The 12,456-nt window shown below is 60.6% G+C and carries 12 protein-coding genes and 1 tRNA gene; 11 read left to right on the forward strand and 2 right to left on the reverse strand.

The window, feature by feature from the left end; translation table 11 throughout:
- Positions 1 to 108 precede the first annotated feature (108 nt).
- Positions 109 to 1,821 (reverse strand): ShlB/FhaC/HecB family hemolysin secretion/activation protein, encoded by a 1,713-nt coding sequence (locus tag GKQ23_RS14935; protein WP_212408671.1) that lies wholly within the window; start codon positions 1,819 to 1,821, stop codon positions 109 to 111.
- Positions 1,822 to 2,501: 680 nt separating this feature from the next.
- On the opposite strand from GKQ23_RS14935, the gene GKQ23_RS14940 reads away from it, so the two are divergent.
- The 11 genes from GKQ23_RS14940 to GKQ23_RS14990 all read left to right on the forward strand — a co-directional run bounded on the left by GKQ23_RS14940 (position 2,502) and on the right by GKQ23_RS14990 (position 11,381).
- Complete coding sequence (locus GKQ23_RS14940) at positions 2,502 to 3,413, forward strand: metal ABC transporter substrate-binding protein (protein ID WP_212408673.1); 912 nt, start codon at positions 2,502 to 2,504, stop codon at positions 3,411 to 3,413.
- A complete protein-coding gene (locus GKQ23_RS14945) occupies positions 3,410 to 4,186 on the forward strand; it encodes a manganese/iron ABC transporter ATP-binding protein (RefSeq protein WP_212408675.1) in 777 nt (258 codons plus the stop codon). The genes GKQ23_RS14940 and GKQ23_RS14945 overlap by 4 nt, the downstream gene beginning before the upstream one ends.
- Positions 4,183 to 5,082, forward strand: coding sequence for an iron/manganese ABC transporter permease subunit SitC (gene sitC, locus GKQ23_RS14950; protein ID WP_212408676.1), 900 nt, complete (start codon positions 4,183 to 4,185; stop codon positions 5,080 to 5,082). The genes GKQ23_RS14945 and sitC overlap by 4 nt, the downstream gene beginning before the upstream one ends.
- Positions 5,079 to 5,912, forward strand: coding sequence for a metal ABC transporter permease (locus GKQ23_RS14955; RefSeq protein WP_212411839.1), 834 nt, complete (start codon positions 5,079 to 5,081; stop codon positions 5,910 to 5,912). Before sitC ends, GKQ23_RS14955 begins: the two co-directional genes overlap by 4 nt.
- Positions 5,913 to 6,067: 155 nt before the next feature.
- Positions 6,068 to 6,143: transfer RNA gene (locus GKQ23_RS14960), tRNA-Asn, on the forward strand.
- A 357-nt stretch (positions 6,144 to 6,500) separates the two neighbouring features.
- A complete protein-coding gene (locus GKQ23_RS14965) occupies positions 6,501 to 7,193 on the forward strand; it encodes a GntR family transcriptional regulator (RefSeq protein WP_056236437.1) in 693 nt (230 codons plus the stop codon).
- 14 nt (positions 7,194 to 7,207) lie between these two features.
- The gene (locus GKQ23_RS14970; RefSeq protein WP_056236439.1) at positions 7,208 to 7,996 is read left to right on the forward strand and encodes an amino acid ABC transporter ATP-binding protein; all 789 of its coding nucleotides are present in this window, start codon (positions 7,208 to 7,210) and stop codon (positions 7,994 to 7,996) included.
- Between the two features lie 61 nt (positions 7,997 to 8,057).
- Positions 8,058 to 8,978: an aminotransferase class IV gene (locus GKQ23_RS14975; protein ID WP_056236440.1), complete on the forward strand. Its 921-nt coding sequence runs from the start codon at positions 8,058 to 8,060 to the stop codon at positions 8,976 to 8,978.
- Positions 8,979 to 9,021: 43 nt separating this feature from the next.
- On the forward strand, positions 9,022 to 9,855 hold the full coding sequence (locus GKQ23_RS14980; RefSeq protein ID WP_212408678.1) for a transporter substrate-binding domain-containing protein: 834 nt from the start codon (positions 9,022 to 9,024) through the stop codon (positions 9,853 to 9,855).
- A 163-nt stretch (positions 9,856 to 10,018) separates the two neighbouring features.
- Entirely contained in the window at positions 10,019 to 10,696 is a 678-nt protein-coding gene (locus GKQ23_RS14985) for an amino acid ABC transporter permease (protein ID WP_212408680.1), read from the forward strand.
- A 19-nt stretch (positions 10,697 to 10,715) separates the two neighbouring features.
- Positions 10,716 to 11,381: an amino acid ABC transporter permease gene (locus GKQ23_RS14990; RefSeq protein ID WP_212408681.1), complete on the forward strand. Its 666-nt coding sequence runs from the start codon at positions 10,716 to 10,718 to the stop codon at positions 11,379 to 11,381.
- Between the two features lie 213 nt (positions 11,382 to 11,594).
- Here the strand turns inward: GKQ23_RS14990 and GKQ23_RS14995 are convergent, their stop codons facing one another.
- Complete coding sequence (locus GKQ23_RS14995; RefSeq protein WP_056236450.1) at positions 11,595 to 12,455, reverse strand: PfkB family carbohydrate kinase; 861 nt, start codon at positions 12,453 to 12,455, stop codon at positions 11,595 to 11,597.
- Position 12,456 lies beyond the last annotated feature (1 nt).

Below are 12,456 nucleotides of genomic sequence, written 5' to 3' on the forward strand. Positions count from 1 at the left end.
CTTCCCTGAAAAAAGTGGTTGATAAGTCAGTTATTTACCGTCAGCAGCACGGCGATTACCCTGCGCCTTCAGGGGCGTGGGGATGAAAGGCAAAACGGTTGCCTGATGCTACAGCTGCAGGCTGACGCTAAACCCGCTGGTCAGCCCGGAGGTATGAAACCCCTGCGGCTTCACCAGCGGCACGCCGGCAAACAGGTCGTAGCTCAGCCGGTGCCACAGTGCGCCACGCAGGCCAACGGCGCTGCCCGCCAGCTGGTGCCCGGCCAGATAGCGGGTGCCGGGGCCAGCCACACGGCCATAGTCGACCGCCCAGTAGAGCTCATGGCCGGGTAACGGCGCGCGCCACGCCAGTTCGTTACGCCACTGCACGCCGCGTTCGCCAGAGAGCAGTTCTTCACCGTCAAAGCCGCGTACGGTGTAGCGGCCGGCAATCGCCATCCGGTCCTGCGGCGTCAGGGCATGGTGGCTCCACTGGCCGCTCAACGTGCCGTTGTAACGCCAGGCCGACGTCAACGGCAGGTTCAGGTTCAGGTCGCCGCTGGCGATGCCGGTACGGGCGCTGCCGCCGTGATAAGACTCTTCAGGCGCGGGCAGCGCGCCAAATGCGCCGGTGCCGCGCCGCCAGCGCAGGCTGGCGTCAAGCGTTGCGCTGTTCAGATAACTGTGCTGATTAATCCCTGCCTCCCAGCCTGGCGTGCGGCGGTGCTGCTGGCTGATATCAATGCCGTCGACGGCGTTGGTAGCCTGGCGGCCCCAGGCGCTGAGGCTGAGCGACGTTTTGTGCGACTGACTGCGCAGCAGCAGGCGCGAGACGGTAAAACGCGCGTTTTCACTTTTGCCGCTGTAGGTCAGGATATCGCCCGCGCTCGGCAGATTCTGATGGTAGGTGTAGTCGTTGTAGTTGGCGCTAAACAGCCAGTAGCCATAGGGGATCATGTAGTTCAGCGTATGCGAGCGATTGCCAAACGGCCCGTGCTGAAACAGATCACGCCCGACGCTGGCATAGAACAGATCGTTCTGGGCAAACGGCGCGTCGACCGACAAGGTGGCCGAGCCGAGCCAGCGCCCGGTACTCTTCGATCCGCCGTCATCCACGGCCAGGCTCAGGTGCAGCGGGCGGCTCTCCTGCCAGCCGATCAGCAGGTCGCTGCTGCCCTCCTGCTGGCCGGGCACGATACGGATATCGGCGGCCACGTTCGGCACCCGGCGCAGGTTCTCCAGCGCCTGTTCAATATCGCGCAGATTAAGCAGATCGCCGCGCCGCGCCGGCAGTGCATTCCACAGCCGGCCACGCCAGCCCACCGGATCGCTGAAGCGAACAACACCGATGCGCCCCGGCTGCAGCGTCAGGGTTAACACACCGTGGCTGAGGTCCTGCTCCCGGGCCATCACCCGGGTGGTGACATAGCCGCGCGCAAGAATGGCGTTCTGCACGCGATCCAGCGCCAGTTTAATGCCCCGCCCGCCCAGACAACGCCCGTCAATACCGTTGACCGCCGCCAGCGCCCACTGAAAACGGCCCGCGTCTTCGCCCTCCAGCCGCACGCTGTGCAACGGAAAACAGGGCTTCTCGTTGGCCGGATACGCCGTCACCGCCAGTGGCGGCACGCTCAGGCGGACCTCAGGGCGTGGAGTATTTTGCTGTTGCAAGGCGCGTTCACGCTCCTGCTGGCGCTGTTGTTCACTGGCATCCCTGAGCGCGGCCGCACGCTGCTGCTCCGGGCTGGCGGCGGGGGGAGCGGCGCACAGCGGGGTTGAGCAGAGTAACAGTGCGCCACAGCCAAATGACGCCGCTGAAAAAGTTCGGTAATACAGGTTCATCCATGACTCCCATGCCAGATTAAATGGAAACATCCTGCCGCTTAATAACCAGAAAACGCTTAAACTTCTGTGCTAATGTTATTTCCGCTCAAAAAAACAGCAGCATTTTATTTGATATAAAAAATTACAACAATCAACGACGGATAAACAAAAGGAAGGTTCAGTGAACTTTTCAGGTAAAGCACATTTTGCCTAAACCACTAAAAAATAGTAAAATATCCATTTTAAAATCAAAAGAAACTCACATAATAAATTACAGCTCTACTGATGAAAAAACAAAACACCTTATTTTATCAAGGGCAGCTCGATTAAAACCTTAATTGCAGCGTTACATTAACCCGTTTTATTTTTGGTGCAGCCTGCACGCTGTTATCAGTCATCTGAAAATAACCCGCGCCTTCCGATTCAACGCAACCTGAACGGGATAAGCAGCCTCGCCCTGACGTTTCGTTTTCCTGTCATCTCACTGTGCGATACTGCGCTTTCCAGCCCTCCGCTCCCTGCCTTCTCACTGACAACCCGGCCGGTCGCCACGCGCCTGCTCCCCATCCCCACCTGCTCAGCTGACAAATTTTTACCGAATCAGGAGCAAAAAATGCTCACCCTGAGTTATAGCCTGTGCTATACCTTATAGCATCAGCTAATCACCCTGCGTCATTACCCCGTTCAGGAGAATCCGAATGCCCCGACTGTTACGCTTACCCCGGCTGCTCTGCGCCCTCACCCTTGCCGTCCTGCCCCTTTCCGGCGCGCTGGCGGCGGAGAAGCTGAAAGTCATCACCACCTTTACGGTGATTGCCGATATGGCGAAAAACGTCGCGGGCGACAGCGCCGACGTCGCGTCCATCACCAGGCCGGGAGCAGAAATCCACGAGTATCAGCCAACGCCGGGCGACATTAAGCGGGCGCAGGGCGCGCAGCTGATCCTCGCCAACGGTCTGAACCTGGAACTGTGGTTTAACCGCTTCTATCAGCACCTGAAAGGGGTGCCGGAAGTGGTGGTCTCCTCAGGGGTGGTACCGATGGGCATTGGTGAAGGCCCGTATCAGGGTAAACCTAACCCGCACGCCTGGATGTCGGCCGACAACGCGCTGATCTACGTCGATAACATTCGCGACGCGCTGGTGAAGTACGACCCGGCCAACGTGGCCAGCTACCAGCAGAACGCCGAGCGCTACAAGCAGCAGATCCGCGCCACCGTCGCCCCGGCGAAACAGGCGCTGGCGCAGATCCCTGAGGATAAGCGCTGGCTGGTCAGCAGCGAGGGGGCCTTCTCCTACCTGACCCGCGACTACGGGCTGAAAGAACTCTATCTGTGGCCGATCAACGCCGATCAGCAGGGTACGCCGCAGCAGGTGAGAAAAGTGATCGATGCGGTAAAACAGCATCATATCCCGGCGGTATTCAGCGAAAGTACCATCTCCGATAAACCGGCGCGCCAGGTGGCCCGCGAGACGGGCAGCCACTACGGCGGCGTGCTCTACGTTGACTCGCTGAGCGCGGCCGATGGTCCGGTGCCCACCTACCTTGACCTGCTGCGCGTCACCAGCGACACCATCGTCAAGGGTATCCAGCAGGGGATGGCAAAATGACCGGCGTCCCGGCCGGCGTGGTGCGGCCTGACGGCATCCGCATTGATAACCTGATGGTCACCTACCGCAACGGCCACACCGCGCTGCGCGACACCTCGCTGACCCTGCCGACCGGCAGCATTAGCGCACTGGTCGGGATTAACGGCTCCGGTAAATCGACGCTGTTCAAGGCGATTATGGGTTTTGTGCCGCTGGCCAGCGGCAGCATCACCCTGCTCGACCGGCCGGGCAGCCAGGCGCTGAAGCAGAACCTGGTCTCCTACGTGCCGCAGGCGGAGGACGTTGACTGGTCGTTCCCGGTGCTGGTGGAGGACGTGGTAATGATGGGCCGCTACGGCCATATGAACTGGCTGCGCATCGCCCGCCGCGAGGATCACCGGCTGGTGGAGGAGGCGCTGGCGCGGGTCAATATGCTGGAGTTCCGCAAGCGGCAGATTGGCGAGCTCTCCGGCGGGCAGAAAAAACGCGTCTTTCTCGCGCGTGCCATCGCCCAGCGCGGTGAGGTGATCCTGCTCGACGAACCCTTTACCGGCGTTGACGTCAATACCGAACGGCAGATAATCAGCCTGCTGCGTGAACTGCGCGACGAGGGCCGTACGCTGCTGGTCTCCACCCATAATCTGGCTTCGGTTACCGACTACTGCGATCGCACGGTGATCGTTAAGGGCACGGTGCTGGCCAGCGGCGAGACGCGCACCACCTTTACCCGCGAAAACCTTGAGGCCGCCTTCAGCGGCGCGCTGCGCGAGATCAACTGGGAGAACCTGAAGTGAGCTGGCTCATTGAACCCTTCACCTACCAGTACATGCTCAACGCCATGTGGGTGTCGGCGCTGGTGGGCGGCGTCTGCGCGTTTCTCTCCTGCTACCTGATGTTAAAGGGCTGGTCGCTGATCGGTGACGCCCTCTCCCACTCGATCGTGCCCGGCGTGGCCGGTGCTTATATGCTCGGCCTGCCGTTTGCCCTCGGCGCGTTTCTCTCCGGCGGGCTGGCGGCGGGCAGCATGCTGTTCCTCAACCAGCGCTCCCGGCTGAAGGAGGACGCGATTATCGGCCTGATTTTCTCCTCTTTCTTCGGGCTGGGGCTGTTTATGGTGTCGCTGAACCCGACGTCGGTAAATATTCAGACCATCATTATGGGGAATATTCTGGCCATCGCCCCGGAGGATATTGTGCAGCTGGCGGTGATTGGCTTTGTCTCACTGCTGATCCTGCTGCTGAAGTGGAAAGACCTGATGGTGGCCTTTTTTGACGAGAGCCACGCGCGCTCGATTGGCCTGAGCCCGCCACGGCTCAAGCTGCTGTTTTTTACCCTGCTGGCCGCCTGTACGGTCGCCGCGCTGCAGACCGTCGGCGCGTTTCTGGTGATCTGCCTGGTGGTCACGCCGGGCGCCACCGCCTACCTGCTGACCGACCGCTTTGAACGTCTGCTGCTGATTGCGGTACTGATCGGCAGCCTGACCAGCTTCTTCGGCGCCTGGCTGAGTTACTGGCTGAACGGCGCGACCGGCGGCATTATCGTGCTGGCCCAGACGCTGGTGTTCCTGGCGGCGTTTATCTTTGCGCCGAAGCACGGCTGGCTGGCGCGCAGGCAGCGTGGCCTCCAGGCGCGCAGGCAGCGTGGCCTCCAGGCGCGGCGCAACCCTGGCTCATCTCAGGAGCGGCTCTGATGCTTAACGTTTTGCTGCAACCCTTTGAGTTCGACTTTATGGTCAACGCGCTGACCATCTCGCTGGTGGTCGCCATCCCCTGCGCGCTGCTGTCATGCTTTATGGTGCTCAAAGGCTGGTCGCTGATGGGTGATGCCATGAGCCACGCGGTGTTTCCCGGCGTGGTGGTGGCCTGGATTATCGGTATTCCGGTGGCGATCGGTGCCTTTGTCGCCGGGCTGTTCTGCGCGCTGGCCAGCGGCTGGCTGTCGGACAACAGCCGCATCAAGCGCGACACGGTGATGGGCATCGTCTTCTCCGGCATGTTTGCGCTCGGGCTGGTGCTTTACGTGTCGATTCAGTCGGAGGTGCATCTCGACCATATTCTGTTTGGCGATATGCTCGGGGTATCTGTCGCGGATATCGTGCAGACCACCACCATTGCGGCCGTGGTGCTGCTGGTGGTCGTGGTGAAATGGCGCGATCTGCTGCTGCACGCCTTCGACCCAAGCCAGGCGAAGGCCAGCGGCCTGAACACCGGACTGCTGCACTACGGCCTGCTGTGTCTGATTGCCATGACCATCGTAGCCACGCTGTCGTCGGTGGGGATTATTCTGTCGATTGCGCTGCTGATCGCGCCGGGGGCCATCGCCCTGCTGCTGATGCGCCGCTTTGCCACGGTAATGATCTGCGCGGTGCTGCTGTCGGTCGCGGTCTGTTTTAGCGGCACATATCTGGCATTTTTCCTCGACAGCGCCCCGGCACCGACCATTGTGGTGCTGTTCAGCCTGCTGTTTATCCTCGCCTTCAGCTATGCCCGGCTGCGGGACAGCCGCACGGTCAGCGCCTGATCCTCGTCTTCCCCCGGCTTTTCACCGGGGGATTAGACGGTAAATGCACGACAAATCATCAGCTTGTTGAAAACATCGGCACTCAGTCACTTTTATGACGTTTACGCGTTGACACCCCGACCCGCGATGATTAATATGCGCCTCGTTCACACGATTCCTCTGTAGTTCAGTCGGTAGAACGGCGGACTGTTAATCCGTATGTCACTGGTTCGAGTCCAGTCAGAGGAGCCAAATTTGAAAACCCCGCTCAGGGAAACCTGAGCGGGGTTTTTGCTTTCTGGCGATCCCGAGCCGCCAGAGGAAGAGAACGCCCGGCTCAGGGAGAAGCTTGCGCAAGCCATACGGGATAAGAAGTGCTTCAGTCGGGCCTGGGCCGAAAGGACTGCCGACAGTCCAGAGGCGGAATTCATGCTGTTAATGTTCAGGTTGTTGTGCCTGTAACTCAAAGTGGCTCAGGCCGTTTTCCCTCCCCCCTCTCCCTCCTTTGGATAAAATGCTATTAATTAGATCAAACCGCTATTACTCTTTTACTTAAGTTTATCTTATAGTCTCTTAAGATTGTCGACAGTCGACAAAAAAGGATGCCCGATGGATATCAACCCTGTGACTCCCCGCGTAACGCTGCGTACTGAAGTGGGTGAACGGCTGCGTCAGGCGATCATAGAACGTCAACTGGCGCCGGGCAGTAAGCTGACCGAGTCACGGCTGGCCCAGGAGTTTGGCGTCAGCCGCGCGCCGATGCGCGAGGCCATTTCGGCGCTGGTCGAAGAAGGGCTGCTGGTGGCTAAACCCTATGCGGGCTACTACGTGCAGTCGCTGAATGAGCAGAGCCTGCGCGATCTGTACGATATGCGTCGGGTGCTGGAAACCTTCGCCTTTGAGCTGGTGTGGCCGAAGCGGGATGAGGCGTTTCGTGCCGCGCTGCATCAGCGTCATGAAGCGCTGCTGCAGATCCTGCTACAGGATGACAAATTCGCGGCGATTAAGGCCGAGTTGCACCTGCACGGCACCGCCTTTGACTTTTGTGGCAACGAGTTGTTAGTCAGTACCTGGCGCAGCTTATCCGGCCGGCTGCAACTTTACTGGTCGCTGCACCAGGATATTCATGGCCGTAAAGGCGCCCGTCTGGACGCCCATGAAAGCTATGTCGCACTGGCCTGTGGCGATGACTGGCAGGCGATGCGGGAAGATATCGCTGAGCACGTGTACCGCGGGGTGGAAAAAGTGGTGGAGTCAGTGAAAATCCACCAGGGGCTTATCGCTCCCGCCAAAAGAACCTGATAAGAGAACCGCTTATGTCACACCCTTTGCTGACCATCAGCCAGCTGCACAAGCGTTTTGGTGACCACCACGTGCTGAAAGGCGTCGATCTGACGGTAAATGCCGGCGATCGCATCGCGATTATCGGTGGCAGTGGTTCAGGTAAAAGCACCCTGCTGCGCTGCCTGAATTTTATGGAACTGCCCAGCGCCGGAGAGATTACCCTCGACGGCCGGCTGATTGGCAAGGCGCTGCCGCCGGCCGGTAACGGTGAAAAACGCGTACAGTACAGCGAGGCTGAACTCTGTGAGGTGCGCAAAAAAATTGGCATGGTGTTTCAGCAGTTCAACCTCTTCCCACAGATGACCGTCCTGCAGAACGTGATGGAGGGGCTGGTACAGGTGAAGCGCCTTAAAAAAGCCCGGGCGCAGGAGATTGCCTTAGCCGAGCTGAATAAGGTCGGGCTGGGCGATAAGGCGCAGGCTTACCCTGGCCGCCTTTCCGGCGGGCAGCAGCAGCGGGTGGCGATCGCCCGCGCGCTGGCGATGCAGCCGGAAATTATGCTGTTTGATGAACCGACCTCGTCGCTGGATCCGGAACTGGTCGGTGAGGTACTGACCAGCATCCGCAGCCTGGCTGACGAGGGCCGCACCCTGCTGCTGGTGACCCACGAGCTGGGTTTTGCTTACCACTTCGCCAGCCGGGTGATCTTCTTTGCCGACGGTGAATTTTACGAGAGCGGCACGCCGGACGAGGTGCTGAAGCACCCGCAGCGGCCGAAAACCCGGGCGTTTATCGACCGTTTTACCACCTTCAGCTTTTAGCTGATTCCCGGCGCCTGCACCAGGGACGCTTCCACCAGGGCATTTTACGTAAGGAACCATCATGAGCATTACGCCTTCCGGCACCAGCGCACAGGGCTATATCCCTGACGAGCGCAACGAGAACGTGATTGTTTACGTTAACGGCGAGTTTGTGCCGAAACATCAGGCCACGGTGTCGATTTTTGACAGCGGCTTTGTGCTGGGAGACGGCGTCTGGGAGGGGCTGCGGCTGGTTAACGGTAAGCTGCTGGCCATCGACCAGCACCTTACCCGACTGTTCGACGGGGCGAAGTCGATTGAGCTGGATATCGGCGTCGATAAGGCCGGCATGCTGGCACTGATTGAAGAAACGTTGCGACGTAACCAGATGCACGACGGCGTGCATATCCGTCTGATGGTCACCCGCGGTAAAAAACACACGCCAAACCAGGATCCGCGCTTTGCGCTGGGCCAGGCGACCATCGTGATCGTCGCCGAGTTTAAGGTGATTGATAACGCGAAAAAAAGTCAGGGTCTGTCGCTGTTTACCTCCACCTACCGCTGCAGCGGCCCGGACGTGTTCGACCTGCGCCTCAACTCACACAGCCGCCTGAACTTTATTCAGGCGCTGATCCAGGCAATCAACGCCGGTGCCGACGAAGCGCTGATGCTCGATCCGCACGGCTTTGTCGCCAGCTGTAACTCCACCAACTTCTTTATCGTGCGCGGGGATGAGCTCTGGACCTCCAGCGGGCGCTTCAACTTCAACGGCATCACCCATAAAACGGTGATGCGGCTGGCGCGTGAGGCGGGTATTACCCTGGTGGTGGGTGATTACACCCTCGCCGAGGTCTACACCGCCGATGAAGCCTTTATTACCGGTACGCTGGGCGGCCTTACCCCAGTGGTGCGCGTGGATGGTAAGACCATCGGCAGCGGCCAGCCGGGGGCGCTGACCGCACGCCTGTCCGCCCTTTATGAACACTACACCCAGGCCGGCTAAGGTGCGTTAAGCCACCACAGCGGCCCATAACCCGAGGTAATTTATGAACGTATGGCATCGTCCTTTGCGTCGGCTGTTTGCCGCCGCCCTGCTTGGCAGCACGCTGTTCTCAGCCGCGGCCAGCGCTGCTGACTCCACCTGGGATCAGATTCATGAGACTAAACAGCTGCGCCTTGGCGTGGCGCCTGGCGACCCGTGGTATTACAAAGATCCGATCAGCGGCAAGTGGACCGGCGTCGGTTACAAGCTGGGTGAGAAGATCGCCGCCGATCTCGGCGTGAAGCTGGTGCCGGTGGAGACCACCTACGGCAACGTGGCGGCAGCTATTCAGGCCAATCAGATCGATCTGCTGCTGGTGCTGGACGCCACCGCCGAACGTAAAAAAGCGCTGGCCTTCCCGGAAGCGCCGCTGCTGTGGTACAAGCAGGGCGTGCTGGTGAAAGACGGCATCAAAGCCGACAGCTGGGACGACCTTAACCGCCCTGACGTGCGCATTGGCGTCACCCTCGGCAGCTCAACCGACCGCGATCTGACCCAGCGTCTGCCGAAAGCGCAGATCCAGCGCTTCGCCAACACCGATGAGACCGTCGCCGCCTTTATGTCGAAGCGCATCGACGGTTTTGCCTTCTACCATCCGGCGCTGGCCATCGCCCTGTCGCACATCCGTACCGGCAACCTGATCGTGCCGACCCCGGTGGTGCAGCTGTCCAGCAGCATCGGCCTGCGTAAAGAGAGCGACCCGCGCTTCCTGAACTACATCAACCAGGAAGTGATCAAGCTGAACGCCAGCGGCGAGGTGCAGAAAACCTTTAGCGAGTATATGACCTCTAAAGGGCTGGATGCCAAAACCATCCCAGGCGTGACGGCAGACCAGTAACCGGCCTGCGTAATACAGCCGGCACCCAGGCGGTCGCCAGCAACAGGGTGACCCGCCGTGAACTGACCGGTGCAGCGTGCCAAATCGCCGTGCGCTGCCCGGCAACAGAATGTGCATCAGATAACCGGCGCATTGCGCTGTGGCAAGGGCAGCAGGAGAAGGTATGCAGTATCAGTGGGATTTTAGCGGCGTCTGGCAGCAGCGGGCGCTGCTGCTGGAGGGGCTGCTCGGCACCGCGCAACTGGCGCTGGCGGCAATCCTGATCGGCATTGTGGTCGGCGCGCTGGTGGCGCTGATGATGATGTCACCTAAGCGCGCGCTGCGGCTGCCGGCGAAGGTGTTTATCGACTTTTTCCGCAATACGCCGCCGCTGGTGCACTTTTTCTGGTGCTTCTACGCCCTGCCGCTGGTCAGCGGCATTACGCTGTCGCCCTACTGGGCGGCGGCCATCGCCCTCTCCACCCAGTCCGGTGCCTTCTACGCCGAGGTGTTTCGCGGCGGCATCCAGTCAGTGGAGCGCGGCCAGTGGGAAGGCGCAAAAGCGATCGGCATGAGCCACCGTCGCGCCCTGTGGCGGGTGATCCTGCCGCAGGCGCTGCGCCGGATGAGCGGGCCGTTTGTCGAACGCACCTTTGAACTGATTAAAACCACCTCGCTGGCCTCCACCCTCGCCTACAGCGACGTGATCTATAAAGCAATGCAGGTCAACAGCATGCTGTTCCGCCCGCTGGAGATCTACACCGTGGTCGCCGGGCTGTTCTTTATTTCGCTACTGCTGCTCAGCCAGCTGGCGCGCATCGCCGAATACCGCCTCGCCCGCTACAGCCGGGCGCAGGATTAAAATATGGGAGTAAACCGCCGTGGAATTTAGCTGGGACAGCGCCGTGGTATGGACCAGCCTGCCGGTGCTGGGGCGCGGCATTATACTGACCGTGGAGCTTTGGGCTGTCGCCTTTCCGCTGGGCATGCTGGCCGGCGCGCTGTTCAGCCTTGGCCGCACCTCGGGCAGCCGCCTGTTAAACGGCCTGAGCATCGCCTGGGTCGAAGTGTTCCGCAATACGCCGGTGCTAATCCAGCTGATCTGGTTCTACTACGCCCTGCCGGTGCTGACCGGCGTGCAGCTGTCGCCGCTGCAGGCCTCGCTGCTGGCGCTGGGCCTCAACACCTCCGCCTACTGCTGCGAGATTTTCCGCAGCGGTATTCAGTCGGTGGCACAGGGGCAGTGGGAAGGAGCAAAAGCGATCGGCATGCGTAAAGCGCAGATCCTGCGGCGCATTATCTTCCCGCAGGTGTTCAAACGCATGCTGCCCGCGCTGACCAACCGCGGCATCGAGATGGCAAAAATGACCTCGCTCTGTTCGGTGCTGTCGGTGCAGGAGATTATGTATCAGGGGCGGCTGCTCAGCGCCGCGTACTACCGCCCGCTGGAGATCTTCACCTGCGTGGCGCTGATCTACTTCCTGGTAATCTGGCCGTTAAGCCTGCTTTCCGGGCGGCTGGAAAAGAGATGGAGCCGGTCGGACTAAGCCGGTGCGCTACGCCCTGGCTGACGCAGGGTGAAATGCGTGACTTACGTAGCCGATGATAAAACTTTTCGCGCCAGGTTCGGTCACCTTCATCAGGGTGTGGATCCGCGGAAGTAAAAACCCGGGCAACAATTTGACGGCAATAAAAAGCCCCGAATGCAGCAGCATTCAGGGCCTTGAGACTGGAGAAACCGGCCGTCACGGCGGGCGGTGTTACGCCGCCGGGCGTGAAACGTGTTCAGCGGCCGCCTGATTGGCACGCGCAACGGCGGTGGAGAGCGGCTCGCCCTGCAACAGCGTGGCGCACAGCATACCCATAAAGCAGTCCCCCGCGCCGTGGGTGCTGACCAGTACTACCTTTTGTGCGGCCAGCGACTGCGCAGGCTGGCCCGCTTCAATCCAGGCCACGCCGTGTTCCCCGGCGGTGACCACCACCGCCGGATAGTGCTGGCCCAGCGCCTGAGCGGCCTGCAGCGCATCTGCAAGGCTGTTGACGCTGATGCCGCTCATATCACGTGCCTCTACGCCGTTCACCACCAGCAGATCGAGGCAGGCGATCAGCGCTGGGCTTAACGCCCGTGCCGGGGCGGCGTTGATGCACACCGGGATCGCCCGCTGGCGGGCAGCCTGCGCCGCGGCGAGGTTCACCGCGTCCGTGACCTCATTCTGCAGCACCAGCATCCCCACCTGCTGCCACAGCGACGCTTCCGCCAGCGCCTGGGGTTCGATCAGGGTATTTGCCCCTGATACCACCACCGCGCCGTAGTCGCCTTCGGCATCCTGAATCGCCACGCTCATTCCGGAAGGTTCACCGGCTTTTACCGCCACCCGGCTGTCAATGCCGTGCTCGTCTAATACCGCCAGCAAAAATGCTCCGGGCGCATCGTCGCCGACCGCGCCCGCGAAGCGCACTGCCGCCCCCGCCCGCGCGGCGGCCACCGCCTGATTACCACCTTTACCGCCGAATTTGTAGCTGCAGCGGCTGCCGATCACCGTTTCGCCCTTTTCCGGGCGATGATCGGCCTGCAGCATAATGTCGTAATGGAGACTGCCGGTGACTAAGATCTGACTCATG

It is taken from the genome of Erwinia sp. E602 (assembly GCF_018141005.1).
Taxonomy (GTDB): Bacteria; Pseudomonadota; Gammaproteobacteria; order Enterobacterales; family Enterobacteriaceae; genus Erwinia.